Raw genomic sequence first — 25,796 nt, forward strand, 5'->3', positions numbered from 1 at the left:
AACGGCCTTCAGCCGCAGGCGCGGGCCAGCAGCAGCGCCTTTTCCTGCGCGTTGCGGGTGAGGCTGGCTGCGCGCTCGAACTCGGCCCGCGCTTCATCTCCTCGGCCCAGCTTCGCCAGCAGGTCCCCGCGCACGCTGGGCAGCCAGTGGTAGTGGCGCAGCAGGGGGTCGCTGGCCAGGGCATCGACCAGCGCCAGCGCGGCCTCCGGCCCCTCGGCCATGCCCACGGCCACGGCGCGGTTGAGCGCTACGACGGGCGAGGGCGCCACCTGCAGCAGTGCGTCGTACAGCGCCACGATGTGGGGCCAGTCCGTGTCTTGCGCCTGCCGGGCGCGTGCGTGGCAGGCGGCAATGGCGCCCTGCAGGGCGTAGGGTCCCCAGGGCTTGCCAGCGCGTGCCAACTGCTCGGCCTTGTCCAGCGCGGCCAGACCCCGGCGCACCAGGAGGTGGTCCCAGCGCGCGCGGTCCTGGTCCATGAGCAGCACGGGCTGGCCCTGTGCATCGGTGCGTGCGGGCAGGCGCGAGGCCTGGATTTCGAGCAGGGCTACCAGGCCTTGCACCTCGGGCTCGTCGGGCGCCAGGCTGGCCAGCACCCGCGCCAGGCGCTGGGCCTCGCCGCACAGCGCGGGGCGCATCCAGTCGTCACCCGCCGTGGCGGCATAGCCTTCGTTGAAGATGAGGTAGATCACCTCCAGCACCGAGGCCAGGCGCGGCGCGCGCTCGGCCGCGCCGGGCACTTCAAACGGCACCTGCGCGGCCGTGAGGCTGCGCTTGGCACGCACGATGCGCTGGGCCACGGTGGGCTCGGGCACCAGAAAGGCGCGCGCGATTTCGGCCGTGGTGAGACCGCCCAGCAGCCGCAAGGTGAGGGCCACACGGGCCTCGGTGGGCAGCACGGGGTGGCAGGCGGTGAAGATGAGGCGCAGCAGGTCGTCGCCGATGTCGTCCTGCTCGGCGTGCATGAGGGTGTCCACCACATCGGGCGCGTACTGCGCCTCGAGCGCTTCGAGGTCGTGGCCCAGTGCCTCGTGCTCTCGCTGGTGCAGGGCCTGCTGGCGCAGGTGGTCGATGGCACGACGCTTGGCGGTGGTCATGAGCCAGGCGGCGGGGTTGGCGGGCAGGCCATCTTGGGGCCAGTGCTCCAGCGCGGCCACCAAAGCGTCTTGCGCCAGCTCCTCGGCCCGGCCCACGTCGCGCGTCATACGCGCCACGCAGGCGATGATGCGCGCGGCCTCGATGCGCCACACCGAGTCAATGCTGCGGTGCAGGGCATCGCGGTCGGGCAGGGCGGGCGCGCTCACCGGCCGTCAGCCCAGGGCTTGGCTGGCGTCCACCATGTGCACAAACTCCCAGGTGTGGCCGTCCAGGTCGTCAAAGCTGCGCGAGTACATGAAGCCCAGGTCCTGTGCCGGGCGCGGCGTGGTGGCGCCTGCGGCCACGGCCTTGTCCACCAGGGCATCGACCTCTTCCCGGCTGCTGCACGAGAAGCACACCAGCACCTCCGACGTGGTGCGTGCGTCGGCAATCGTTTTGTCGGTGAAGGTTTGGTAGAAGCTCTTGACGAGCAGCATCACGAAGAGGTTCTCGCCCACCACCAGGCAGGCGCCCTGGTCGTTGGTGAACTGGGGGTTGAACTCGTAGCCCAGGGCGCGGAAGAACGCCTGCGAGCGGGCCATGTTGTCGATGGGCAGGTTCACGAAAATCTGTGCATGCATGACGACTCTCCAGAAGGGTGATGACGGTAAAGGGAAACGATGGGTTTGGCAAAGGTGAAGGGGCGGTGGCGCGCCTTCATGGGGCGGGCTTCTGCGCCACGGCCTGCAGGTTGGCCAGGCCCTCCTCAAAGTCCTGCCCCACCATGCGGTCCATGTTGAACACCAGGTGGGCGATCTTGGCCAGGTAGGGCACGGGGCCCTGCATGGCCCAGGTCACGCGCGTGGCCCCTGCACCTTCGGGCTGAAGGGTGAATTCCACCTGGTTGTGCGCTTCAAAGGGCTTCACAAAGTCGAGCTTCATGCCCACGCGGCGGGGCGCAGTGGCCTCGACGATCTCCATGCTGCCCACGCCCACCTTGTCGCTCTGCCAGGCGTAGCGTGCGCCAGGGCCGCGGGTGGCGGCGCTGTACTGGCCCTGGATGGCCGGGTCCTTGCGTTCATACGGGTTCCAGGTGTTGAACTGGCGCAGGTCGTGGATGAGGCCGAATACGCGCTCGGGCGGGGCCGAAATGACGCGGCTGCGTTCCACGCGAAAGGTGTCGGGGCGGGTGGCGGCAAACGCCAGCAGCAGCGCCAGGGCCGCCAGCAACACGAGGACGATGGTTTTGACCATGGGGATGTCCTTCACGCCGCGCATCAGCCGCGCAGGGTTTCGAGGTCGCGGAACTGCTCGACGCCATCCACGCCGGCAAAGTCTTCCATTTCGTAGAGCTGTCGCACCTCGATCTCGGCCTCCAGGCCCTCGCCGCGCGGATTGGGAAAGCGGCGGGTCCATTCCAGCGCCTCGTCGCGGCTGCGCACCTGGATGAGTGTGTAGCCCGCGATCAGCTCCTTGGTCTCGGTGAAGGGGCCGTCGGTGACGGTGCGGGTGCCGCTGGCGCTGTAGCCCACGCGCCAGCCTTTGGCGGAAGGCTGCAGGCCGCTGGCGTCCAGCAGCACGCCGGCGCGCGCCAGTTCTTCGTGGTAGCGGGCCATCGCGGTCATCAGGGCTGCGGTTGGCATGCAGCCTTGTTCGGATTCGGTGGTGGCCTGGATGATGATCATGAAGCGCATGGGAAAGTCCTCCAGAAGTCGTGGATACAAGGTCGGGCCACAGCGCAATGCATGGCCTTCCTCTGTACGACGAACGGGGCCCCGCGTTTTCGACAGCGATCCGGAAAATTCCGGAAAATTTTTTGCGGTCTGCTGCTGGGGTGCCGCTGCGCCGGGACTGCGCTTGCTCGCCTACTGGTAGCAGGGCGCCAGCTCGCGCACCTCTACCGTGGCCCACTCGGCGGCTGGGCATTCGCGGGCGATGGCAACGGCTTCTTCGCGCGTGGCGCAGTCGATGAGAAAGAAGCCGCCCACCATTTCCTTGGTCTCGGCAAACGGCCCGTCGGTCAGGCGGGTCTGCCCATCGCGCACCTGCAGCCTCACGGCCTGTTCGGTCGAGGCCAGTGACTCGCTGGCGCGCAACAGGCCACGGGCCTGCAATCCTGCCCCATAACGCTGCATGCGGGCATAGGCCTCCTGACCACCGGCCAGGCCCCGCTCGGCACGCTGGCCGTGGGGTTCCATGATGAGCAACAGGTAAGGCATGGGGTCTCCTGAATCGGGGCCGGTCGTGCCCACCCGCACGGACTGCGCCATCGGTGGGGACTGCAAGGGCGCCATGCTAACAGCCCTGTTTGCTATGTTTTCAATAGCTAATAGGGCGTGTTCGACCAGCGCCATAGGCAGATTTCATGCAAAGGGTTGCGCGCGGCGGCAGCGCTGTGCTATCTTCGACCCCCTATGCAACGCAGCATGCTTCTATCCACCCTATCGCTAGGTCTAGTGCCTGGCCGGGGTCTGCCTGCGTTCGCCTCCCTCGTTGCCTGATTCGCTCAGCGCAACACCTGATCTCCCCCTGACCCCGGCCCGCGAACCAGCCTTTGCATACGCAAAGGGCTGCAGGGGATGTCATTCGTTTTGATTTCTTTCGATTCCGATTGACCCGTGCACCGTGCTGCTTGTTTTGCACACCGCACACACCGTTCGTGGAGCCTCTCATGATTGCCAAGCCCGCCACCAAGTACCAGCCCATCGCCCCCATTGCGCTCGCCGACCGCCAATGGCCCACCCGCAGCATCACCCGCGCCCCCGTGTGGCTCTCCACCGACCTGCGCGACGGCAACCAGGCCTTGTTCGAGCCCATGAACGGCGAGCGCAAGATGAAGCTCTTTCACGAGCTGGTGCGCATCGGCTTCAAGGAGATCGAGGTCGGCTTTCCGGCCGCGTCGCAAATCGACTTTGACTTTGTGCGCCGCCTCATCGACGAGAACCTGATCCCCGACGACGTGACCATCATGGTCATGACCCAGTCGCGCGAGGACCTGATTGCCCGCACGGTAGAAGCCGTGAAGGGCGCACCCCGCGCCATCGTGCACCTGTACAACGCCACCGCGCCCGCCTGGCGGCGCATCGTGTTCGGCATGAACGTGACGCAGGTGATGCAGCTCATCAGCCACCACGTGGGCTACCTCAAGCAGCTCACCGACGCCCAGCCCGAAACGCAGTGGACCCTGCAGTACTCGCCAGAAACCTTCAGTGCCACCGAGCTCAGCGTGTCGCTCAAGGCTTGTCAGACCGCCATCGCCACCTGGGGCGCAGGCCCTGGCCGCCCCATCATCATCAACCTGCCCACCACGGTGGAAAACGCTACGCCCAACGTGTTTGCCGACCAGATCGAGTGGATGGATCGCCACTTGTCGCCACGCGAGCACATCGTCTTGTCGGTGCACCCGCACAACGACCGGGGCACAGGCGTGGCGGCGGCCGAGTTGGCCATGATGGCCGGTGCCGACCGTGTGGAAGGCTGCCTCTTTGGCAACGGTGAGCGCTGCGGCAACGTGGACATCGTGACCTTGGCGCTCAACATGTACACGCAGGGCGTGCACCCGAACCTTGACTTCTCGGACATCACCTCGGTCGCGCGCATTGCCGAAGAATGCACCTCGCTGCCCGTGCATCCACGCCACCCGTATGCGGGCGACCTGGTGTTCACCGCGTTCTCGGGCTCGCACCAGGACGCGATCAAGAAGGGCTTTGCTGCGCAAGACCCGAACGCCTTGTGGGAAGTGCCCTACCTGCCCATCGACCCGGCCGACCTCGGCCGCACGTATGACAGCGTGATCCGGGTGAACAGCCAGTCGGGCAAGGGCGGCATCGCGTTCTTGCTCGAACGCGAACACGGCGTGGTGATGCCGCGCCGCATGCAGGTGGAGTTCAGCGCCGTGGTGCAGCGCCAGACGGACGCGAGCGAAAGCGAGATGACGGGCGATGCGTTGTGGAGCCTGTTCCAGGCCACTTACCTGCAGGCACCCGTACACGCCACAGTACAGGCCGCCATCACCTGCCACAGCCACCGCATCGATGAAGAAGGGCAGGGCATCGAGCTGGACGTGACCATCGACGGCACGCGCCATACCCTGCGCGGCCAGGGCAACGGGCCGATTGCCGCGACGGTGGACGCGCTCGGCCTGCCACTGCGCGTAGACCACTACGAAGAACGCGCCACCGGCACGGGCGCCAACGCCCAGGCGCTGGCAATTGTGGAAGCGGCCATGGACGGCGTGGCGGGCTCCACCTTTGGCGCAGGCGCCAGCCACAACATCGTGACCGCCTCGGTGAACGCCATCGTGAGCGTGGCCAACCGGCTGATGGCACGGCGCATGGCGGCCCAAGCCGTGGCGGTGGCATAAGCGGCTGCGGTATCAAAACGATAGCTGCTGGCGCTTGAAGGACAAGCGCTGGCGGCACTTGGGGCCAATATCCCCTGGCGGCCGGTGGGGTAGGGTGCTGCGCGCCGCCCTATCCGTTACCCTTCGGCCCATGCGCTCTTTTCACCCCCTGGGCCTTGCCGCCGTCTGCACTGCCGCCCTGCTGGTGCTGGCCGGTTGCGGCACGTCGCGGCCTCCGTCCCCTTCTTTCCCTCCATCGGCCTCGGCCCCTTCCCGCACCACGCCACCGCTCACCCCCGAGCAGGCGCACGACATCGCCATCCACGCGCTGGGCCTGGTGGGCACGCCGTACCGCTACGGTGGCAATACTCCCGACTCGGGTTTTGATTGCAGCGGGCTGATCGGCTACGTGTACCGCAACCAGGTGGGCACACCACCGCCGCGCACGGTGGCGCAGCTCAATACCTGGGGCTATCCCATCAACGGCAGCGAGCTGCGCGCGGGCGACCTGGTGGTGTTTGGCACGGGCCGCCAGCCCAGCCATGCGGGCATCTATGTGGGCGAAGGGCGGTTTGTGCATGCGCCGTCCACGGGCGGCACGGTGCGCATGGACAGCCTGCAGTCGCGCCACTGGGCGCGGCAGGGCGCGTCGTTCCGGCGGCCCTGATCAAAGCAAAAAAGCAGGCCACGCCCCGTGCTGGAAACAGCGGGCGGCAGTCCCCACCAGGCGGCGGCCCTTGGCAGGGCGTGTCTGCAAAAAAACCGGACCCGGATCAGAACGTGTGGCGGATGCCCACGCCAATGCCGGTCTGCGAGCCGCCTGCCGCGGGCGTGCCGCCCGCCGCCGCGTTGCTGACCGACAGCGCCAGCGTGCCGTCGTTGGAGATGTGGCCCGCCGTGGCGTACACCGCCGTGCGCTTGGACAGGTGGTAGGTGCCGCGCAGCGCGAACAGGGTCGCCTGGTTGGCGCTGTTCTTGTAGTCGAGCTGAAAGACCTCGCCATCCAGCACGAACTGCGGGGTGATGGGGTAGGCCGCCCCCACGTACCACAGGTTGCTGCGCGGCGTGGCGGCGCTGGCCTGGTTGCGGCGCGCGATCAGGCCCGCGCCGACCTTCAGATCACCCCACTTGGCCCAGCCCGCGACGGTGGAGCGGCGGTCGGTCAGGCTGCTGTCCGTCAGGCCTGCGAAGGCGCCCGCGCCGCCGCGGATCTCGTCCACGGCCGCCGACACGCCCCAGGCGGCGGTGTCGTACTTGGCCAGCAGCGACCACTGGCGGCACGCCTTGCTGTCGGTGCCGCTTTCGCCCGCGCAGTTGGTGCCTGAGGGGCTGGGACCCGCGTTGACCGCGTCGCGGCCGAAGCTGTAGGTGGCGCCCACGGTGAAGCCGTTGAACGTGCCCCGGTAGGCGATTGCGTTGTCCACGCGTGCGTTGGGCAAATAGCTGTCGAGCGAGCCCGAGCCGAACATGGCCGGGCCGAGGATGTCGGCGTCGAGCTGGGACCAGAACAGCATGGAGTATTGGCGCCCCAGGCTCACGGTGCCCCAGGGCGCGGTCAGCCCCACGAAGGCCTGGCGGCCGAAGGCGCGGCCGCCCTGGTTGAGGCTGCCGTTGTCCACGCCGAAGCCTTGCTCCAGCGTGAAGATGGCGCGCAGGCCGCCGCCCAGGTCTTCGCTGCCGCGAAAGCCCAGGCGCGACGGGGCCTGGCCGCCGGTCAGGCCGGGCATGCGGGTGACGCTGGCGCCGCTGCCGCTGAGGTGTTCGACGGCGGCATCGACGACGCCGTACAGGGTCACGCTGGACTGCGCCTGGGCCGACAGGGCGGCCGTGGCGAGGGCCGCGAGGGCCAGGGGCTTGAGTTTCTTCATGTTGTCTCCTTGGGTTGTGGGAAAGGGTGGGGAAAGCGAGGGGGGTTTGTCGCGGTGGTTGTCAGGTGCTGGCGGGTACGTCCCAGGCGAGCGGGCGAGCGTCCTTGCCCGCCACCGAGTACAGGGCGCCCGGCGCGTTGCGCGTGCGCTGGAAGGCTTCCAGCGTTTCGCCGCGCATGGCGGCGTAGATGTGCAGGTTGGACACGCCCACGACCGCGCCCAGCTTTTCGAGCATGAAGAAGATCACGCCGTAGCGGATGAGCGCGCGCCAGTCGCGCGCGCGGACCATGGCGCGCTCTTCCTCGGGCAGGCTGGCGCGCTCGTAGGCGGCCTCTTCGTCGGCCAGGAAGGCGGCGCGGCGCGCGGGGTCGATCAGGCCGTACAGGAACTGGTTGAGCCGGTACGCCTTGACGCTGCGCTCCAGCGTGAAGGGGTAGCTGCCCGCCAGGCGCTCAGCGCCGGCCAGCTGCACGTTCACGTGCGCGGCGTGGCGCGCCAGTTCCGCCGCCGGGGGCTCGCCCGCCAGGTTCTCGTACACGGCGGTGGCGATGCCGGTCATGGACGGCAGGTAGTAGCTGCGGTGCAGGCAGCGCACCTGCGACGACAGCGCGCCGCGCATCACCAGCCACATGATGACCTCGGCGCCTTCCACGCCGCCCAACTCGGCGAACTCGGCATGCGTCATATTCGCCAGGCGCTCGGGGTCGTTCTCGAACAGGTCCAGGAACTGCTGGTCCCACGCGGTGTTGTTGAAGCCCGCGCGCTCGCCGTGGACCTGGTGCGACAGGCCGCCCGTGGCGACGATGCCGACCTTGAGCGGCTCGGGGTAGCTCTCGATGGCGCGGCGCAGCGCCTGGCCCAGCCGGTAGCAGCGCCGCGCCGTGGGAATGGGGAACTGCAGCACGCCCACTTGCAGCGGCACCAGGCGCACGGGCCAGCCGGTGGCCGCGTCGCTGGCGCACAGCATGGACAGGGGCGAGAAGCAGCCGTGGTCCAGCGCCCGGTCCTGGAAGAACGACATGTCGAACTCATCCGCCATCAGGCTGCGCCCCAGGTGTGCGGCGAATTCCGGGTGGCCCTGCACGCCGGGCAGGTCGCGCGCGCCCGCGCCTTCGTCGGCCACGGCCCAGTGCGGGCCCACGCCCAGCGTGAAGGCCGAGTAGTGGTCGAAGAAGAACGAGGTGACGTGGTCGTTGTAGATGAACAGCAGCACGTCGGGCTGGCGCTCGTCCACCCAACGGCGCACGGGGTCGAAGGCTTCGAAGATGGGCGCCCACACCGGGTCGCCGCGCTTGTCGCGGTCGTAGGCGAAGCCGATGGTGGGCGTGTGCGAGGCGGCGATGCCGCCGATGATGGTGGCCATGAAGGTATGAAGGTATGAAGGTATGAAGGTATGAAGGTATGAAGGTATGAAGGTCAGGGGTTGGCGTCGAGCTTGGCCTTGATCCAGGCGAAGGCTTCCTGCACGTCGTAGTTGCCGCTGTGGCCCACGAGGTAGGGCAGCTTGAAGCTCACGTCCTTGACGGACGGGTCTTTTTTGATCGCCTGGTACAGCGTCTCCTGCATGGCAAAGGCCGTGTCGCGGTCCACCATGCCGTGGCGCACGTACCAGTAGGGCGCGGCGTCGGCGCTGGTATTCAGGTAGGCGATGGGGTTGATCAGCTTGATCTGCCGGGCCAGCGTGTTGGAGCTGCTGGCGGTGTAGGCGGCCCAGTCCTGGCCGGTGTCGTCCTGGCCCGAGGCGTCGCCCGCGACGGTGTTGTGGTTCCAGCTCCAGGCGGTGAAGTTGGCGTAGCGGTTGGCGGCGGAGCCGAACAGGTTGGTCTCGCCGCTGATGTTGGGGTTGCCCGTGACGCCCACGGCGTCGAAGGCCACCACCGACTTGAGCTGCTGGTTGGCCGCCACGTAGGCCACGAACTTGCCGTAGTCGATGTTCGCCACCTTGGCGCTGGTGCCCGTGCCGGTCAGGGTCAGCCAGTCGTTGGGCAGCGTCGCGCGCGCGGTGGTAAAGCTCCCGCCCAGTTGCGGCACGGCCGTGCCCTTGGCGATCTGGCGCTCGATCTCTTCCTTCAACTGCGCGGTGACGGCTGCCGCCAGGGTGCTGCTGGTCACGCCCAGGCCCAGGCCGTCGAGGTAGGCGGGGAAGGTGGCGGCGATCTCGGCCGAGGCCGCTTTCTGCGCGCCCGCGCTGTAGGCCACGCCGCCCAGGGCGGGGGTGTTGGCGTCGCTGCGCACGGCACCGTATTCCCACTCGTAGCCCGCGTCGGCGTTGCCCAGGTTGTTGATGGGGCAGTAGGCCACGGCGGCGAACACGTCGTCCTTGAGGGTGGATGCGCCCGCGCCGTCGATGCCCGCCGCGCCGATGTCGGCCAGGTACGGCAGGTAGTCCGCGCTGTTGCCGCTGGCCGCCACCGCCGCCGTCAGCCCGCCGCCGCCGCTGGTGCCGTTGAGCACGATGCGCTCGGCCGAGCCGGGCATCAGGCTGTCGTTCAGGCGCAGGTAGCGGATGGCGGCCTTGGTGTCCACCACCGGCGCAGGCGCCTTGCCCGCCCAACTGCCGTCCTCGGCCACGATGCCCCGGCTGCGCGTGCCCACGTTGACCACCACGTAGCCCGCCTTGAGCGCCGCGCCGATGTTGTCGGTGTCGTTGGTGCTGGCGAACGCCTTGCCTTCGGTGATGGTGGTGGAAACCGCGCTGGCAAACCAGCCGCCGTTGTTGACGGCCACGTACAGCGCCGCCTTCTGGTCGCTGGCCTGGGCCTCTGGCACCGAGACGACCATGGTCTGGTAGACGTAGGGATCGGCAATCGTGGTGGCGGTGCCCATCAGGGTCTGCTGGGTGAGCGCCATCTTGACGGGCTTGGCGACGTAGACCACGCGGTACTGGCGCACCTTCATGGCCGCGCCGTCCACGGTGACGTTGACGGTGGTGTAGGCGCTGGCGTCGAATTTCAGCGCGGTGTCTTCCGCGTCGGGCGTGGCGGACGAGCCGCCGCAGGCGGCCATCAGGCCCGCAGCGGACAGCAGCGCAGCGGCGAGGGCGTGGCGTTTGAATCGGGGTTGCATGGGTGTCTCCTTGTCGTGGTGTGTGTCGTCAGCAAAAACTCACTGCGCCTGGTACTTGGCGATCAGGTCGCGCGCGTCCTTGAGCAGCTGCGCGCCGTCCAGGCCCTTGGCGGTGGTGTCCTTCACCCAGTCGGCCGCGAGCTTGTCGCCCAGCTTTTTCCAGGCGGCCAGTTCCCTGGCGGGGATCACGTTGTGGGCGTTTTTGGCGGTGAGCTTGTTGCCCTCGGCGTCGGCCTGCACGAAGGCTTTGCCGATGCGGCCCGAGAGGTCGCGGCCGGAATTGGCGTCGATGACCTTTTTCAGGTCGGCGGGCAGCGATTCGTACTTGGCCTTGTTCATGGCGAAGACGAAGGTGGACGTGTAGAACGCGGCCTCGGCGGGGTCGGTTTCGGAGTGGTACTTGGCCAGCTCGTCGAGCTTGACCGAGGGCACCACTTCATAAGGCACCACGGCGCCGTCGATCACGCCCTTGGACAGCGCGTCGCCCACCTGCGGCACGGGCATGGACACGGGCGTGGCGCCCAGCATGGCGATGAACTTGTTGGTCAGGCGCGTGGGCGCGCGCAGCTTGAGCCCGCGCAAGTCGGCCATGCCGCGCACGGGCTTGGACGCCATGTGGAACACGCCGGGGCCGTGGACGTGGAAGGCCAGCGGATGCACGTCCTTGAACTCGGCCTGGCTGTGCAGCTGCGTGTAGTCCCACAGGGCCTTGCTGGTGGCCTCGGGGCTTTTCATGGTGAAGGGCAGCTCGAACGCTTCCAGGCTGGGGAAGCGCCCGGCCGTGTAGCCGGGCAGCGTCCACACCACGTCGGCCACGCCGTCGCGCACCTGGTCGAAAAGCTGCGGCGGCGTGCCGCCGAGCTGCATCGACGGGTAGAGCTGGCACTTCATGCGCTGGTTCGACTCCTTGGCGACCTTGTCGCACCAGGGCTGGATGAACAGCGTGTTCGCGAACGACGTGGGCGGCAGGAAGAAGTGCACTTTCAGCGTGACTTCTTGCTGTGCTTGCGCGGGCAGCGCGAAGGCGGCGGACAGGCCGAAGGCGGCCAGGGCATGGCGAAGCGTTTTCATGGGGTTGTCTCCGGTAAAGAATCAGGTGAGCCGGTGCACCAGCCACAGCGCGGTGGCGGGGAAGGCGATGAGCAGCGCGAGCCGCATCGCGTCGGTGATGAGGAAGGGCACCACGCCCTTGTAGGTCTCGACCATGGGCACGTCGCGCGCCAGGCCGTTCATGATGTAGACGTTCAGGCCCACGGGCGGGAAGATCATCCCGACCTCGCACACGGTCAGGATCAGGATGCCGAACCACAGCGCCTTGTCGGCGGCGGGCAGGCCGAAGAAGTCCATGCCCATGATGACGGGGAACAGCGTGGGCACGGTGAGCAGGATCATGCTCATCTCGTCCATCACGCAGCCCAGGGCCACGTAGAACAGCATCACGCCCGCCATCACCAGCAGCGGCGGAATGCTCAGGTGCCCCACCAGCTCGGCCAGTTGCGTGGGCAGCTGCGACAGGGCCAGCGCGCCGTTGATCATGTCGGCGCCGATGAAGATCAGGAAGATCATCCCGCTGGTCTGCGCCGTGGTGCGCACGGCGGCCACGAACTTCTCGCGGTCCATCTGACGCCGCGCCAGGGTGATGATGCCGGTGAGCACGTTGCCGATGGCCGCGCCCTCGGTGGCGGTGAACAGCCCGCCGTAGATGCCGCCGAACACCACCGCGAAGATGGCGACGATGGGCCACACCCGCAGGGCCGAGGCCAGCACCTCGGCGCCCGACGCGCGCTGCGCCGCCGGGGCCTGGTCGGGGTGGATGCGCACGATGACGGCGATCGCCAGGATGTAGCCCACCGCCGCGATGAGCGCGGGCACGTAGGCGGCCAGGAACATCTTGGTGATGTTCTGCTCGGTCAGGATGGCATAGACCATGAGCGTGACCGAGGGCGGCAGCAGCACGCCCATGGTGCCGCCGGTGGCCAGCGCCGCCGTGGCCAGCCGCCCCGAGTAGCCGATGCGCCGCATCTGCGGATAGGCCACCTGCGCGATGGTGGCGGTGGTGGCCACCGTGGAGCCCGAGATGGAGCCGAACGCCGCGCAGGCCAGCACACCCGCCATCGCCATGCCGCCACGGAAGCGCCCCAGCAGCGCGTTGGCGAAGTCGAACAGCGCCTTGGACAGCCCGCCCTGCACGGCCATGGCGCCCATGAGCATGAACAGCGGGATCACCGACAGGTCGTATACCGACACGCGGCCGTACACCGAGTTCTTGAGCTGCGCCAAGAGCGGCATCCAGCCCGACAGGCACACGTAGCCCACGGCGCCGGGCACGAACATGGCGATGGCGATGGGCACGCGCACGGCCATCAGCGCGAGCATGCCGACGAACATCGCCAGACCGATCTGCATCGTGGTCATGCCGTCACCTCTCTATCACCGCGCAGCAGGGCCGCGCCTTGCACGGCGCCGATGGCCACGCACAGCGCCAGGCCGGGCAGCATCAGCAGGTAGGGAATCCACAGCGGCAGGTCCATGAGCATGGAGCGCTCGCCCGCCGCGTAAATGTCGATGCCGCCCACGGCCACGCGCCACGTGACGAGCGCCAGCACGGCGGTGTAGAGCAGCACGCCCAGCGCGTCCATGCGGCGCTGCGCGGCGGCGCTGGCGCCGGTGGTGAAGAAGTCCACGATGATGTTCGCGCGCCGGAACTGCGTGTACGGCAGGAACGAGGTGACGACCACCGCGCAGCCCAGCTGCACCAGCTCCACGTCGCCCAGGATGGGGTGGGAAAAGAAGGCGCGGCCGACCACGCTCACCGTGGTCATCAGCGCCACGGCGATGAGCACCAGCGCGCCGACGGCCGCGCTCGCGTCGCAGCATTGCTCCAGCCTGCGCATGGCGGGCGACGTTGGTACCTGGGGTTCTTCCATCGTGTCTGTCTCCTAGGGTTCGGTACTCGCCCGGGTCTTTGCGCACCGTCAAACAAGCTGCATTCGGCGGCTGCCATTCGATGACCTGGGTCAATGGCAGCGAAGTCTAGAAACCGGACCCCACGGCCGGAAGATGCCGCGTTGGCCTGCGCGATAACCGGCCGTTATCATGGTTATCCATGAAGCTCACGAGCCTGCGCGCCCTGATCACCGCCGTGGAAGAAGGCAGCCTGCGCGCGGCGGGCAAGCGGCTGCGCATCTCGCAGCCAGCCCTCACCAAGCTCATCCGCGAGCTGGAGCGCGAGCTGTCCACCACGCTGCTGGTGCGCTCCACCACGGGCGTGGCCGCCACAGCGCAGGGCCGCGCGCTGTACGAGCGCGCCGTGGCGGCCGACCGCGAGCTGGCGCAAGCGGTGGAGCAGATCCGCCAGCTCGACGGGGACATGACGGGCTCTCTGACCATCGGCGCTGTGCCGCTGGCCGTGATGCTGCTGGTGCCCGAGACGCTGCGCACCTTCGGGCGCGAGTTCCCGGGCATCCAGCTGCGCATCTACGAGGAGCTGTACATCGCGCAGCTCACGCGCCTGCGCAAGGGCGAGGTGGACATCGCCCTGGGCCCGCTGCCTGAGCACCTGCCGCCCGGCGAGTTCGCCGTGGAGACGCTGATGCCCATCGACATGGTCATCGTTGTGCGCAAGGGCAACCCGCTGGCCCGCGCCCGCAGCCTGGCCGAGCTGGCCCGCGCACCCTGGGTGTACACGGGCGCCAACGCGGATTCGGGCTACGCCAGGACGCTGTTCGAAACCCACGGCCTGCCGCCGCCGCCCGCCGGCGCGCTGGTCAACTCCACGCTGGGCCTGCTGTCCATCGTCGCCAGCGGCAACTGCGTGGGCCTGCTGCCGCGCCAGATCGCCGTGCACCCGTTCGCGGTGCAGCACCTGCAGGTGGTGGCGGTGGCCGAAGGGCCGCTCAGGCTGAGCCTGGGCGCGCTGGCCCGCGCCGACGCGGCGCTCAAGCCTGCCGTGCGCCATTTCATGGCCCATTTGCACCGCGCGGCGCACCACCTGAGCAACACGTTCTAAGACAATCGAAGCCACCATGACCCACGCACACCGATCCGCCACCCCTGTTTCCACCCACGACACCACGCGCATTGACGACACGCGCATCAAGGCCGTGCGGCCGCTGATCACGCCCGCGCTGCTGCAGGAATGGCTGCCCGCGCCCGAGGCCGCTCAGGCCCTGGTCGAGACCAGCCGCGCCGCCATCTCGCGCGTGCTGCACGGGCAGGACGACCGGCTCATCGTGGTGGTGGGGCCATGCTCCATCCACGACCATGGCCAAGCCATGGAGTACGCGCGCTCCTTGAAGGAACAAGCCGACGCGCTGGCGCAGGACCTGCTGGTGGTTATGCGCGTCTACTTCGAAAAGCCGCGCACCACCGTGGGCTGGAAGGGCTACATCAACGACCCGCACCTGGACGGCAGCTTTGCCATCAACGAGGGGCTGGAGCTGGCCCGCCAGCTGCTGCTGGACGTGCTGGCGCTGGGACTGCCGGTGGGCACCGAATTTTTGGACCTGCTCTCGCCGCAGTTCATCAGTGACCTGGTGAGCTGGGGCGCCATCGGCGCGCGCACCACCGAGAGCCAGAGCCACCGCCAGCTGGCCAGCGGGTTGAGTTGCCCCGTGGGTTTCAAAAACGGTACCGACGGCGGCGTGAAGGTGGCGAGTGACGCCATCCTGGCGGCCAGCGCCGCGCACGCCTTCATGGGCATGACCAAGATGGGCCAGGCCGCGATTTTTGAAACGCGCGGTAACCAGGACTGCCACGTGATCCTGCGCGGTGGCAAGCAGCCCAACTACAGCGCCGCCGATGTGGACGCAACCTGCGCCGTGCTCAAGGCCGCCGGCCTGCGCGAGCAGGTGATGATCGACGTGAGCCATGCCAACAGCAGCAAGCAGCACCAGCGCCAGATCACCGTGGCGGCAGAAGTGGCGCAGCAGATTGCCGCAGGCGACGCACGCATCACCGGCCTGATGATCGAGAGCCACCTGCAGGAAGGCCGACAGGACATCGTGCCCGGTCAGCCGCTGGCGCAAGGCGTGTCGGTGACCGATGCCTGCATCAGCATGGCGCAGACCGTGCCAGTGCTCGAAGGGCTGGCGGCGGCCGTGCGGGCACGGCGCCAGAAAGCCTGACGGGCACCGCAGCAGCGGTCAGCCCCGGGGCGGGCGTGGGGCGCCGGTGTCGATGTTGCGCGCTGTGGCGAGCAGCGTGGCGCACAGCCGCTCCTGCCCCGCGGCATCCACCGCCCACACATCGGCCGCGCAGACGGTGAGCAGGCGCCCCGCATCCACCACACGGCCGCGCGCCCGCAGGCATTCGCCCTGCGCGGGGGCCACAATTTTCAGGGTGGTGTCCACCGTGGCATTGGTCCAGCCGGGCGGCAACACACTGCCTGCCGCGGCCACCGCCGCAAAGTCGGCCACCGCAAACACGGCCGTGGCCTGCAACTGACCGGGGCGAAAGCTGAAGGCCTCGCTCACCGGTATCTCCACCTCCACCCGCCCGGGCTCGGCATGCACAAAGCGCAGCCCCAGTGTGCGGGCCATGGGCATGGCCAGCACCATGCCTTTCAAGGCTTCCATCATGGCTTGGGGTGGGTGGGACTCGGTATCGCTGGACTGGGGTATCGGTGGAACAGTCATGGTGGTTGTCTCCTGGTGAGGGGGTTGTGCGGGCCCGTGGGCTAGGGCTTGCGGGCTGCCGGTCCGCGCACACGCGGCCAGGGTCTGGCGGGTGTTGTGGCGGTGCCCGAGCGGGTTTGCCGCGCCGCAGATGACGACCGCTGCGGCTGCTGGCGCAACGGGTTGAGCAACCAGGCCTGGTGCGCCTGCACCGTGGATTTTTGGGACTGCAGGGCAGCGATCTGCTGGTCGATGGCGTCCACACGCTCCTCCAAGGCCTGCACCATGTCATCAATGCCCAGGGTGCCGGCGCGGTATTCGTCCAGGCGCAGCGCTATCTGCGGCAGGCTGAAGCCCAACTGCCGCGACATGGCAATGAACACCACCTCGCGCCGCATGCGGGCCGGGTAGTCGCGATAGCCGTTGGCCCGGCGGTCCGGGCGGATGAGGCCCAGCCGCTCGTAGTGGCGCAGCGCGTGGACGGACACCGAGGCCTGTTGTGCGAGTTCGGAAATCTGCATGGGGCCACGTTAGCAAGCCTCGCGTTGCGCGAAGGTTGCCTGGGTGACTGCGCAAGGTTAGAACACTGTGTTTTTTTGGGGCAAACCCCCATGGGCGCAGGTCGCCAGCAAGGGCCGTGCGGTGTAGCATTCACACTCTTTACCACAGTGCCTGTGGCGCTGTGACCCTGAGCGCGCGGTGCAGCCGCATTGCACGCTCCCTCTACTGCCCGATTGCCTTGCCGACGCTACTCCGCCCCGCCACCCATGGCCTGGTCGCACTGACCAGGCTGGGCCGCTGCGTGCGCAGCGGCGCCACGGTGGACTGACCATGCCGCCAGCGCAAGCCACCGCAGAGGCCGCACGGCTCCAGGCGCTGCAGTCTTACGCGATCCTCGACACCCCGACGGAAGACAGCTTTGACCAGCTGGCCACCCTGGCCGCGCGCGTGTGCCAGTGCCCCATGGCGGTGGTCAACTTCGTGGACAGCGACCGGCAGTGGTTCAAGGCCGCAGTGGGTGTACCGTTCAAGGAGACCGAGCGCGCGATTGCGTTCTGCGCGCATGCACTGAGCGGCAGCCGCGAGCCCATGGTGGTCAACGACACCCACAAGCACCCGGTTTTTGCCCACAACCCGCTGGTCACGCAGGACCCCCATGTGCGCTTTTACGCCTGTGTGCCGCTGGTCACCCCCGAGGGGCAGGCGCTGGGCACGCTGGCGGTGCTGGACTCCATTCCCCGGCACATCGAGGCCGAGCAGCTGGAGGGCCTGCGCATACTGGCCGAGCAGGCCATGGTGCAGCTGGAGCTGCGCCGCCAAAAGCAGGTGCTGGCCGACCTGGTGCAGCAGCGCGACAAGATGCATGCCGAACTGCTGGCCCAGAGCGAGACCCTGCGCGTGGCCGGGCAGATGGCCCGCATTGGCGGGTGGATCGTGGAGCTGCCCAGCCTGCAGCTGAACTGGTCGCAGGAGATCGCCGCCGCCTTCGGCATTGCGGGACGCATGGGCTCGGTGGAACAGATCATGGAGCTGTACCTGCCCCCGCACCGGCAGGCCATGTTGGCAGCGTTTGAGAGTTGCATCCGCCACGGCACACCGTTTGACCTGGAGGCAGAACTTGTCACACTGGCGGGTCGGCACTTCTGGGTGCGCACCACCGGGCAGGCGGTGCGCGACGCCGAGGGCCGCATCGTGCGGATACAGGGGGCGTTTCAGGACATCTCGGCCCAGCACCAGGCCCGGCAGGCCCGCCGTGAAAGCGAAGAGCGCTTTCACCTGGTCTCTCGCGCCACCGCCGACGCGGTGTGGGACTGGAACCTGCACACCGATGCCATGTGGTGGAACGAAGGCATGCAGACCCTGTTCGGTGTGCCACTCGACCAGTTGCCGCCGGACAGCACCTCGTGGACCTTGCGGCTGCACCCCGATGACAGCGCCGAAGTACTGGAAGGCATTCATGCCGCCATCGACGGCACGGCCAACCACTGGTCGGACGAGTACCGCTTTCGCCGCCAGGATGGCAGCTATGCCTGGGTGCTAGACCGGGGCTTCCTCATCCGCGACCTGCAGGGCAAGGCCGTGCGCATGGTGGGCGGCATGACCGACATCAGCGCGCAAAAGCTGGCCGACCTGGACGCCCAGCGCGACGCACAGAACCATGCCGAGCTGCTGCAGGTGCAGCAGCGCATCTCGTCGCTGGACATGCCGCTGCCTGAGGTGCTGCAGCTGGTGGCCAGCACCGTGCTGCGCCAGACCGAAGCGCGCGGCGCCATGGTGGAGCTGCTGCAAGGCCGACAGCTGGTGGCGCAGGCATCGGCCGGTGACCATGTGCGCCCGGTGGGCAACCTGCTGGCGGTGGACCAGAGCCTGCTCTGGCCCGCGCTCAGCAAAGGCCAGACCGTGGTGTGCAACGACACCGAGGCCGAGGGCTGGGACATGGCGTCGATGCCCCACCGCCACGGCGTGCGGTCGGTGATGGCGGTGCCGCTGCGCAGTGGCGACGCCATCGTCGGGTCGCTCAAGGTCACATCGGACAAGGTCAATGCGTTTTCACGCCGCGATGTGGCGCACCTGGAGATCCTGACCGAGTCGCTGGGTGCCATGGTGCAGCTGCGGCATGTGGCCGGGCAACTGCATGCGTCCGAGCAGCAATACCGCATGCTGTTTGACGAGCACCCGCATCCCATGTGGGTGTACGACCGCGAAACCCTGCAGCTGCAGGCCGTGAACCGATCGATGGAGCGCCACTACGGCTACACCGAGTCCGAGCTGCTGACCATGTCGATGCTGGATCTGTGGCCCGCTGACCGGCGCCCCAACGTCGAGGCCAACATCCGCGCCGTTCCGATGGACCAGCGCAACAAGCCCGTCATCAGCCGCCACATCAAGAAGGACGGCAGCTTCATGGATGTGGAGATCACGGCGGGCAGCATCAGCTTCAATGGGCGCCCGGCCCGCCAGGTGCTGGCCACCGACGTGACCGAACGCCTGCGCACCGAACGCGAGCTGGCACGCATGGGCCGCGCCCAGCGCCTGCTGAGCGCGTGCAACGAGACCCTGGTGCGCGCCACGTCCGAGACCGCACTGCTGCAGGCCATCTGCCAGATTGCGGTGGACATCGGTGGCTACCGCATGGGCTGGGTGGGGTTTGCCATGGACGACGAGCGCAAATCCATCCGCCCGGTGGCCCATGCGGGCTACAACCAGAACTACCTGGAAAACCTGCACCTGAGCTGGTCGGCCGACGATCCCTATGGCCGGGGCCCGGCGGGCATTGCGGTGCGCACCGGCCGGCCGGTGATCGTGCAGGACATCCGCACCGAAGGAGATTTTGCCGACTGGACCGAGCGCATGCTGGAGCATGGCTTTCACGGGGTGATCTGCCTGCCGCTGCGCGAACATGCGCGCGACCATGCACAAGAGCGCAGCTTTGGCCTGCTGTACCTGTATGCCCCCGACGTGCTGCAGATCAGCCCCGAAGAGGCCGCGCTGCTGCAGGAGCTGTCCAACGACCTGGCCATCGGCATCACCAGCCTGCGTGCGCACAAGGCGCAGCAGCGGCTGCAGGCCTCGGTGCTCAAGGTGGCGGCCGCCGTGTCGGCCAGCACGGGCACCGAATTTTTTGTGCAGCTGGTGCGCAACATGGCCGATGCGCTGGATGCGCAGGGCGGCTGCGTGGTGCGGCTGCTGCCGCAGTCGCAGGGCCAGGCGCCTCGGGTCGTCACGCTGGCGGCCGTGCTCGACGGCCAGATGCTGCCCAACGACGAATACAGCCTGGATGGCACACCGAGCCTGTTGCTGATGTCGCAGCGCACCCATGTGGTGACCGACAAGGTGCAGCAGCTGTACCCCGAAGCCCCCGTGCTGCGCGCGGTGGGTGCCCAGGCCTATGTGGGCCAGCAGCTGTGCAATGCCGACGGCGAGGTGGTGGGCATCGTCTTCGTGCTGTTCCGCCACGCGATTGCGGACACGGACTTCATCACCTCCACGCTGCAGATCTTCGCCTCGCGTGCGTCGGCCGAGATCGAGCGGCAGCTGGCCGACATCCGCATCCGCCACCAGGCCTCGCTGCTGGACAAGGCGCAGGACGCCATCCTGGTGCGCGACCTGGACCACCGCATCATCTTCTGGAACAAGAGCGCGGAGCGCCTGTACGGCTGGTCACAGCTGCAGGCGCTGGGGCAGTCCATCGAGACGCTGCTGTACGAAGACCCCACGCACTTCCGGCACGCCACGCAGACAGTGCTGGAGCAGGGCGAGTGGACGGGCGAGATCGTGCAGCGCCACCGCGATGGCAGCACCATCGAGGTGGAAGGCCGCTGGACGCTGGTGCGGGGCGACGACGGCCAGCCGCAGTCCATCCTGGCCATCAACACCGATATCCGCCAGCGCAAGGCCAGCGAGCGCGAGATCCAGCGCCTGGCGTTCTACGACGCGCTCACCGGCCTGCCCAACCGCATGCTGCTCATGGACCGCATGCACCAGGCCCTGGCCACCGCGCAGCGGCGCCAGCAGGGCGGGGCGCTGCTGTTCATCGACCTCGACAACTTCAAGACCCTGAACGACACCCTGGGCCACGACCAGGGCGACCTGCTGCTGCAGCAGGTGGCGCAGCGCCTGAACACCTGCGTGCGCAGCGTGGACACGGTGGCCCGGCTGGGGGGCGACGAGTTTGTGGTCATGCTGGAAGAACTCAGCCCCAAGCCGCACGAGCTGGCGCTGCACGCCCGGGGCGTGGGTGAAAAGATCCTGGCCATGCTGGCCGTGCCCTATGCGCTGCAGGGCTACCAGTACCGCAGCACGCCCAGCATCGGCATTGCGCCCTTCACCGGCGAGCACACCACGGTGGGCGAGCTGCTCAAGCAGGCGGACCTGGCCATGTACCAGGCCAAGACGGCGGGCCGCAACACACTGCGCTTTTTTGACCCCGACATGCAGGCCGTGGTCACGGCGCGCGCGGGGCTGGAAACCGACCTGCGCTCGGCGCTCATGCAGGAAGAGTTTTTGCTGCACTTCCAGCCGCAGATCCACCAGTCGGGCCGCTGCGTGGGGGTGGAGGCGCTGGTGCGCTGGGCCCACCCGCAGCGCGGCATGGTGTCGCCCGCACAGTTCATCCCGCTCGCTGAAGAGACGGGCCTCATCCTGCCGCTGGGCCGCTGGGTGCTGCATACCGCGTGCAAGCTGCTGGCCAGCTGGCAGAGCGACCCGGCCCTGTCGCACCTGACCATGGCCGTGAACGTGAGTTCGCGCCAGTTCCGCCATGCCAGTTTTGTGGACGACGTGGCCCGCGTGCTGGCCATCACCGGCGCACCCTCGGCCCAGCTCAAGCTGGAGCTGACCGAAAGCCTGCTGGTGGAAGACATGGAAACCACCATCGCCACCATGACCGCGCTGCGGTCGTATGGGGTGGGCTTCTCGCTGGATGACTTTGGTACGGGTTACTCCAGCCTGAGCTACCTCAAGCGCATGCCGCTCGACCAGCTCAAGATCGACCAGAGTTTTGTGCGCGACCTGCTGACCGACCCCAACGACGCCGCCATTGTGGACACCATCATCGGCCTGTCGCGCAGCCTGGGGCTGGAAGTGATCGCCGAAGGCGTGGAAACGCCCGAGCAATGCGCGCTGCTGGCCCGGGCTGGCTGTCAGCTCTACCAGGGCTACCTGTTCAGCAAGGCGCTGTCGGTGGACGTCCTGGACAGCTTCCTGCGCACCTCGCAGGCGTAAGCGGCGCCCGCCGGGTGTTCCCGGCGCTTGTCCACATCCCAAGCCTCTTAACCCCCTAACTCCCTTCTGAGGGCCTCAGGAGGCCCGTGAGCGGCCTGTGGGTCTGTTTCGGCCCCCTGGGCCTGCTTTTGCGCCCAAGGCCCTCCACGGCCTTCTGGGCGGTTCCAGATCGCATCTTGGATCCTGGGCCAGCACTGGTACGCCCGGCATGTGGGTGCGGCTTTCATCCAACCCTGCCGTTTGCGTGGCCCCAGTTGTCCTCTGTCTTCTTCTTATGTCTTTTATAAATACATAGTCGTAGTAGTAGAGGGCGGCCCGGCGTGTGGACAACTGCATTTTTGCCAGCGTTGGCGCGCACTTAGCCCGCTGCCAACCCTGTGCACCCCGCCCTGCTCCCGTTGTCGCCCGAGCGGGGACAAAAGCGGTGCCACGCAGTTTTCTGTGGATAAGCACCCGGTTGTGCCAAAACTATCCCCAGTTTTACGCACCGCGCGCATCTGTGGCAGGAAATGGGCCCAAAACGAAGGGGAGCGCTACAGCTTCGTGCCCTGAATGCTCGTTAATTGATAGCAAATGAGTGGAAACCATGCTCCTTCTGCTTGGCTGCAAGGGTTCGGGCGAAGCCGGTGGGACAGCGCCATCCCCTCTGGTTGAAGGCGGATGGGGTGCCCCAGGTGGCGGAAGCATTGCATCCTCTGGTGCGGCATGAAGGGCATCGCCCCCACCAGCAACTTCTTTTTACAGCCTCTCAAGGGTGTGAGCGATCCACCGGACAGGACCGCCGGGCCGTGCCGGTACTTCCCCATTCCGGCATCAATCGCCTGTCTGTCAGGTTGTCCAGTCGGCCGATGGGCCGGTCACCTGCGGTGGATAGGTACCCGGATTGGGGGTTCTGGTTATTCCTTAAAGGCTTTATATATAAATAGCAGTAGTAGTAGAGAACGCCTGTTTTTGTGGACAAGCGCTTTTTCTTCAACGCTGGCGCGCACTTGCGTCGCTGCAAAGTATGTGGGGCGGCGCGCGCAAAGTGCGGGGCTCGTCGACAACAACTTTCGGGCGGCGGCGTTTTGTGTGGATAACTGCTTGGTTGTGCCAAAAATGTGCCCAGGGTTATCCACAGCCGCGTGGGTTGCGCACCCTGGCTCGTCTCATGGCCCTGTACGGCCCCCTCCGGAGTGGGACCGTCCAAGAAAAAACCCGGCGTTCTTTGTAGAACGCCGGGTTGGCAGGGTGGGGAATGGCAGAGGGGCTTGAAACAGTCCCTGGGCGACAACAGGCTTCGGCGCCTGTCGCCCCCAGTTCAGAGCCACGCCTTACTTGGCGGGCGCAGGCGTGGGGGCAGGGCCCGGACGGCCTTCGCCCCCGCGCATGCCGCCATGGTGGTCGCCATGCCCGTGGCGGCCCTCACCACCCCGCATGCCCCCCATGGGGTGGCCGCGGTGGGCCTGGGCATCAAAGGTCTTTTGCTGTTCGGGCGTCAGCGTGGCGTAGAAGGCCTTGGTGGCTTCGCCGCGGCGGTCGGCTTCGGCAGCATGCTGGGCGCGCATTGCGCGCATGCGGTCGATGCGTTCCGGCGTGGTCAGCTTGTCCATGTCCTGGCGGTCCAGGCGGGCGGGACGTTCGCCGGGCTGCATGGCGGTGGTGAAGGTGGTCCAGGCCGATTCCTGGGCAGGGGTCAGCTTGAGCTGGGCTTTCAGGTCTGCCAGGCGCTTGGCATGGCGCTGTGCCATGTCGCCGTGGTGGCGTTCATGGCGGCCATCAGCAGCCTTGGCGGGCGCGGTGGGTGCAGCAGGCGCTGCAGGGGGTTGCTGGGCCAGCACAGGCAAGGCCATGGCGGCGAGCAGGGCAGTGGCGGCAATACGGTGGGAGAGGGGGTGAGAGAAACGGGAGGCCATGGTGGAAGTCCTTTCGCGGTGGTGAGCTCGCTGCAACGACCGTTTCAGCGATTGGAGTCCAGTGTCTGCCGCCCACGTATCGCCACCGTGCGCGTTGGGTGAGGCTGTGTAAAGTTGCAGCGAACGCTTGCAAAGTGGCCTCCGAGATAATTTTGAGCAAATAGTCGGCGATGCGCTAGTGGCAGATGCCTTGTTTGCTATTGATTGTGTAGCGTTTTTACTCCCTCAAGGGCTGCCTGTGCCCCAGCGGCCCAGCGCCTGGGTGGCGACCGCCGACAATGGCGGGTTCCGTGTCTGTGTCGTTGTCCGCAGCGACCCCAACCAAAGGTTTTCCGTGTTCAAGAACATGATCGTGTACCGCATTGCTCCGCAATGGCAGGTCGAGCTGACGCAAGTAGAGGATGCCCTGGCCAAGGCCCCGTTCCAGGAATGTGGCGCCACGCAAGAGAAGTCGCTGGGCTGGGTGCCCCCCCGGGGTGAACTACATGGCCCCTTGGTCGAATCGGTGGGCGGGCAGTGGATCCTGCGTTTCATGGTCGAGACCAAGGTGCTGCCCGGCAGCGTGCTGGCGCGCAAGGTCAAGGAAAAGGCCGAACGCATCGAAAAGGAAACCGGCCGCAAGCCCGGCAAGAAGGAAAGCAAGGAGCTCAAAGACGAGGCCAAGCTGGACCTGCTGCCCATGGCCTTCACCAAGCAGGGCTCGATGTGGATCTGGATCGATACGGCCTCGCGCCTCTTGGTGCTGGACACGTCCAGCCAAGGGCGTGCCGATGAAGTGGTGACCCTGCTGGTCGAATCGCTGCCCGGCCTGTCGGTGTCGCTGCTCGACACCCAGACCAGCCCCCAGGCTGCCATGGCCCACTGGCTCAAGGAACAGGAGCCGCCTGTAGGCTTCACGGTGGACCGCGAGTGCGAATTGAAAAGCGCCAACGAAGAAAAAGCCGTGGTGCGTTATGCCCGCCACCCGCTCGACATCGAAGAGGTGCAGGCCCACATCGACGCGGGCAAGCTGCCCACCAAGCTGGCACTCACCTGGGACGACCGCGTGAGCTTCATGCTCACCGAAGGCCTGCAGATCAAGAAAGTGTCGTTCCTCGACACCGTGTTTGAAGGCACCAAGGCGGACGACGGCGGCTTTGACACCGACGTGGCGATCGCCACGGGCGAACTGGTCAAGCTGATTCCGGACCTGATCGAGGCGCTGGGAGGGGAGTCGGAGAGTGGGGTGGCGAGTGCAGCGCAGGCCGTGGCCAGCGACCGGGCGGAAACCGCTCCAGCGGCATCACGGCCACCGATGGCCGCAGAAGTACCCTCTGCCCCGGCGCGCAAAGTGGCTGGGGGTGGGGTGGTGACTGGTCCCCGCGAAGTGCCCGTCGATACCGACCCGGAATCGGCACCGTTCTGACACCGTGGCCCGCCGGGCCATGGTGGCTTCAGCGGCTGCGGCCGCAGGCGGCATCCACCAACGCCGCCAGCTCACGTACATAGGTGTCTTCAATGCCCAGCACCTCGCACTGCTGCATCAGTTGCTCCAGATAGTCCCGGTTGCTGCCAATGCGTCCGCAGGCGGTGGCAATCGTCGCGGCTGTGGCCTGCAGTGTCATGTCGCCCCGGTAGTGGGTGTGGGCCGTGTTGGCAACCAGCACCAGCGCCTGCACCTCGCCTTGTGGCGTTGGCAACGGCAGCAGTTGCGGGCAGTAGGCACCCGTGATCATCTCGCGCCGCCACAGCATCCGGGACTCGTCCTCCACCAGCGGTGCCGGAATGCGGAATGCGAGGCCCTCGCAGCCCACCTGATCAGCGCCATTCGTGCGCTGCAAGGTCAGCACCAGGCCCGGGCAATCGGGCGTGCCCCGGCCGATGGTGGTGCTCAGGGCAAAGCGGCGTGCGAAGCCGGGCAGGCAGGCGCGGCGCACTTCGCCAAAGTGAAAGCCTGGGTTCCACATCAGCGAGCCATAGGCAAACACCCACAGATCCTGCTGCTCGGAGGTGATGGTGGAAAGCACCTCGCGGCGGGATTGCTCAACCTCGTTATCTGGCAGGCGCCAGTGGGCGGGCAGGCCCTGGCAGCGCGCCTGGGCGTCCCATTCGGCCAGCACCTCATCGGTAAGGCGCAGGCCCGAGGCATGGGCGGGGGTCAGCCGGCCTTGCAGTTCGGGCAGGTGGAGGAAGGCGTTGTCGGGGGTCATGGGGGGCAGTTCCGTGCGCTGGT

Annotated in this window: 21 protein-coding genes; 6 read left to right on the top strand and 15 right to left on the bottom strand. The window is 67.4% G+C overall.

The features are described 5' to 3' along the window. Positions 1-8 precede the first annotated feature (8 nt). From C380_RS00190 to C380_RS00210, 5 genes are all read right to left on the bottom strand, one after another. A complete protein-coding gene (locus C380_RS00190; RefSeq protein ID WP_015011866.1) occupies positions 9-1,301 on the bottom strand; it encodes an RNA polymerase sigma factor in 1,293 nt (430 codons plus the stop codon). Positions 1,302-1,307: 6 nt separating this feature from the next. After that, the gene (locus tag C380_RS00195) at positions 1,308-1,715 is read right to left on the bottom strand and encodes a VOC family protein (protein WP_015011867.1); all 408 of its coding nucleotides are present in this window, start codon (positions 1,713-1,715) and stop codon (positions 1,308-1,310) included. 76 nt (positions 1,716-1,791) lie between these two features. Beyond that, the gene (locus tag C380_RS00200) at positions 1,792-2,328 is read right to left on the bottom strand and encodes an SRPBCC family protein (protein ID WP_043565848.1); all 537 of its coding nucleotides are present in this window, start codon (positions 2,326-2,328) and stop codon (positions 1,792-1,794) included. 23 nt (positions 2,329-2,351) lie between these two features. Continuing rightward, positions 2,352-2,768 (bottom strand): YciI family protein, encoded by a 417-nt coding sequence (locus tag C380_RS00205; RefSeq protein ID WP_015011869.1) that lies wholly within the window; start codon positions 2,766-2,768, stop codon positions 2,352-2,354. Between the two features lie 171 nt (positions 2,769-2,939). Beyond that, complete coding sequence (locus tag C380_RS00210) at positions 2,940-3,293, bottom strand: YciI family protein (RefSeq protein ID WP_015011870.1); 354 nt, start codon at positions 3,291-3,293, stop codon at positions 2,940-2,942. A 452-nt stretch (positions 3,294-3,745) separates the two neighbouring features. Between C380_RS00210 and leuA the strand changes: the two genes are divergently transcribed. Continuing rightward, positions 3,746-5,437, top strand: coding sequence for a 2-isopropylmalate synthase (gene leuA, locus C380_RS00215; RefSeq protein ID WP_015011871.1), 1,692 nt, complete (start codon positions 3,746-3,748; stop codon positions 5,435-5,437). 130 nt (positions 5,438-5,567) lie between these two features. Further along, positions 5,568-6,083 carry a C40 family peptidase gene (locus C380_RS00220; RefSeq protein ID WP_015011872.1) on the top strand — a complete coding sequence of 172 codons (516 nt, stop codon included), beginning with the start codon at positions 5,568-5,570 and terminating at the stop codon, positions 6,081-6,083. A 106-nt stretch (positions 6,084-6,189) separates the two neighbouring features. Here C380_RS00220 and C380_RS00225 read toward each other — a convergent pair whose 3' ends face one another. The 6 genes from C380_RS00225 to C380_RS00250 form a co-directional block, all read right to left on the bottom strand. Then, entirely contained in the window at positions 6,190-7,284 is a 1,095-nt protein-coding gene (locus tag C380_RS00225; protein WP_015011873.1) for a porin, read from the bottom strand. Positions 7,285-7,345: 61 nt separating this feature from the next. Continuing rightward, positions 7,346-8,647 (bottom strand): gallate dioxygenase, encoded by a 1,302-nt coding sequence (locus C380_RS00230; protein ID WP_015011874.1) that lies wholly within the window; start codon positions 8,645-8,647, stop codon positions 7,346-7,348. A 53-nt stretch (positions 8,648-8,700) separates the two neighbouring features. Beyond that, on the bottom strand, positions 8,701-10,350 hold the full coding sequence (locus C380_RS00235) for a subtype B tannase (RefSeq protein ID WP_015011875.1): 1,650 nt from the start codon (positions 10,348-10,350) through the stop codon (positions 8,701-8,703). Positions 10,351-10,389: 39 nt separating this feature from the next. Beyond that, positions 10,390-11,421, bottom strand: coding sequence for a TRAP transporter substrate-binding protein (locus C380_RS00240; protein WP_015011876.1), 1,032 nt, complete (start codon positions 11,419-11,421; stop codon positions 10,390-10,392). A gap of 21 nt (positions 11,422-11,442) precedes the next feature. Continuing rightward, a complete protein-coding gene (locus C380_RS00245; protein WP_015011877.1) occupies positions 11,443-12,765 on the bottom strand; it encodes a TRAP transporter large permease in 1,323 nt (440 codons plus the stop codon). Next, positions 12,762-13,277, bottom strand: coding sequence for a TRAP transporter small permease (locus C380_RS00250; protein ID WP_015011878.1), 516 nt, complete (start codon positions 13,275-13,277; stop codon positions 12,762-12,764). Before C380_RS00250 ends, C380_RS00245 begins: the two co-directional genes overlap by 4 nt. Positions 13,278-13,456: 179 nt before the next feature. On the opposite strand from C380_RS00250, the gene C380_RS00255 reads away from it, so the two are divergent. Both C380_RS00255 and C380_RS00260 read left to right on the top strand, forming a co-directional pair. Beyond that, entirely contained in the window at positions 13,457-14,359 is a 903-nt protein-coding gene (locus C380_RS00255; RefSeq protein WP_015011879.1) for a LysR family transcriptional regulator, read from the top strand. Positions 14,360-14,375: 16 nt separating this feature from the next. Beyond that, positions 14,376-15,476: a 3-deoxy-7-phosphoheptulonate synthase gene (locus C380_RS00260; RefSeq protein ID WP_015011880.1), complete on the top strand. Its 1,101-nt coding sequence runs from the start codon at positions 14,376-14,378 to the stop codon at positions 15,474-15,476. Between the two features lie 18 nt (positions 15,477-15,494). Here the strand turns inward: C380_RS00260 and C380_RS00265 are convergent, their stop codons facing one another. After that, positions 15,495-15,926: a PaaI family thioesterase gene (locus tag C380_RS00265; protein WP_015011881.1), complete on the bottom strand. Its 432-nt coding sequence runs from the start codon at positions 15,924-15,926 to the stop codon at positions 15,495-15,497. A 101-nt stretch (positions 15,927-16,027) separates the two neighbouring features. Further along, the gene (locus C380_RS00270) at positions 16,028-16,486 is read right to left on the bottom strand and encodes a MerR family DNA-binding transcriptional regulator (RefSeq protein WP_015011882.1); all 459 of its coding nucleotides are present in this window, start codon (positions 16,484-16,486) and stop codon (positions 16,028-16,030) included. Positions 16,487-16,796: 310 nt separating this feature from the next. On the opposite strand from C380_RS00270, the gene C380_RS00275 reads away from it, so the two are divergent. Then, positions 16,797-21,689 (top strand): EAL domain-containing protein, encoded by a 4,893-nt coding sequence (locus C380_RS00275; protein ID WP_015011883.1) that lies wholly within the window; start codon positions 16,797-16,799, stop codon positions 21,687-21,689. 1,313 nt (positions 21,690-23,002) lie between these two features. Here the strand turns inward: C380_RS00275 and C380_RS00280 are convergent. Then, positions 23,003-23,584, bottom strand: a complete 582-nt coding sequence (locus C380_RS00280) for a Spy/CpxP family protein refolding chaperone (protein ID WP_015011884.1) — start codon at positions 23,582-23,584, stop codon at positions 23,003-23,005. A 334-nt stretch (positions 23,585-23,918) separates the two neighbouring features. Here C380_RS00280 and C380_RS00285 point away from each other — a divergent pair, with 334 nt between their 5' ends. Continuing rightward, positions 23,919-24,989 carry a recombination-associated protein RdgC gene (locus C380_RS00285; protein WP_015011885.1) on the top strand — a complete coding sequence of 357 codons (1,071 nt, stop codon included), beginning with the start codon at positions 23,919-23,921 and terminating at the stop codon, positions 24,987-24,989. A 28-nt stretch (positions 24,990-25,017) separates the two neighbouring features. Here the strand turns inward: C380_RS00285 and C380_RS00290 are convergent, their stop codons facing one another. Continuing rightward, the gene (locus tag C380_RS00290) at positions 25,018-25,773 is read right to left on the bottom strand and encodes a gamma-glutamylcyclotransferase (RefSeq protein WP_015011886.1); all 756 of its coding nucleotides are present in this window, start codon (positions 25,771-25,773) and stop codon (positions 25,018-25,020) included. Positions 25,774-25,796 lie beyond the last annotated feature (23 nt).

It is taken from the genome of Acidovorax sp. KKS102 (genome assembly GCF_000302535.1).
Lineage (GTDB): Bacteria > Pseudomonadota > Gammaproteobacteria > Burkholderiales > Burkholderiaceae_C > Acidovorax.

What these genes read in the sequence shown, in the direction of transcription:
- C380_RS00195 (WP_015011867.1), bottom strand. Translation starts at nt 1,715, where the DNA reads ATGCATGCACAGATTTTCGTGAACCTGCCCATCGACAACATGGCCCGC.
- C380_RS00200 (WP_043565848.1), bottom strand. Translation starts at nt 2,328, where the DNA reads ATGGTCAAAACCATCGTCCTCGTGTTGCTGGCGGCCCTGGCGCTGCTG.
- C380_RS00205 (WP_015011869.1), bottom strand. Translation starts at nt 2,768, where the DNA reads ATGCGCTTCATGATCATCATCCAGGCCACCACCGAATCCGAACAAGGC.
- C380_RS00210 (WP_015011870.1), bottom strand. Translation starts at nt 3,293, where the DNA reads ATGCCTTACCTGTTGCTCATCATGGAACCCCACGGCCAGCGTGCCGAG.
- leuA (WP_015011871.1), top strand. Translation starts at nt 3,746, where the DNA reads ATGATTGCCAAGCCCGCCACCAAGTACCAGCCCATCGCCCCCATTGCG.
- C380_RS00220 (WP_015011872.1), top strand. Translation starts at nt 5,568, where the DNA reads ATGCGCTCTTTTCACCCCCTGGGCCTTGCCGCCGTCTGCACTGCCGCC.
- C380_RS00225 (WP_015011873.1), bottom strand. Translation starts at nt 7,284, where the DNA reads ATGAAGAAACTCAAGCCCCTGGCCCTCGCGGCCCTCGCCACGGCCGCC.
- C380_RS00230 (WP_015011874.1), bottom strand. Translation starts at nt 8,647, where the DNA reads ATGGCCACCATCATCGGCGGCATCGCCGCCTCGCACACGCCCACCATC.
- C380_RS00235 (WP_015011875.1), bottom strand. Translation starts at nt 10,350, where the DNA reads ATGCAACCCCGATTCAAACGCCACGCCCTCGCCGCTGCGCTGCTGTCC.
- C380_RS00240 (WP_015011876.1), bottom strand. Translation starts at nt 11,421, where the DNA reads ATGAAAACGCTTCGCCATGCCCTGGCCGCCTTCGGCCTGTCCGCCGCC.
- C380_RS00245 (WP_015011877.1), bottom strand. Translation starts at nt 12,765, where the DNA reads ATGACCACGATGCAGATCGGTCTGGCGATGTTCGTCGGCATGCTCGCG.
- C380_RS00250 (WP_015011878.1), bottom strand. Translation starts at nt 13,277, where the DNA reads ATGGAAGAACCCCAGGTACCAACGTCGCCCGCCATGCGCAGGCTGGAG.
- C380_RS00255 (WP_015011879.1), top strand. Translation starts at nt 13,457, where the DNA reads ATGAAGCTCACGAGCCTGCGCGCCCTGATCACCGCCGTGGAAGAAGGC.
- C380_RS00260 (WP_015011880.1), top strand. Translation starts at nt 14,376, where the DNA reads ATGACCCACGCACACCGATCCGCCACCCCTGTTTCCACCCACGACACC.
- C380_RS00265 (WP_015011881.1), bottom strand. Translation starts at nt 15,926, where the DNA reads ATGGAAGCCTTGAAAGGCATGGTGCTGGCCATGCCCATGGCCCGCACA.
- C380_RS00270 (WP_015011882.1), bottom strand. Translation starts at nt 16,486, where the DNA reads ATGCAGATTTCCGAACTCGCACAACAGGCCTCGGTGTCCGTCCACGCG.
- C380_RS00275 (WP_015011883.1), top strand. Translation starts at nt 16,797, where the DNA reads ATGCCGCCAGCGCAAGCCACCGCAGAGGCCGCACGGCTCCAGGCGCTG.
- C380_RS00280 (WP_015011884.1), bottom strand. Translation starts at nt 23,584, where the DNA reads ATGGCCTCCCGTTTCTCTCACCCCCTCTCCCACCGTATTGCCGCCACT.
- C380_RS00290 (WP_015011886.1), bottom strand. Translation starts at nt 25,773, where the DNA reads ATGACCCCCGACAACGCCTTCCTCCACCTGCCCGAACTGCAAGGCCGG.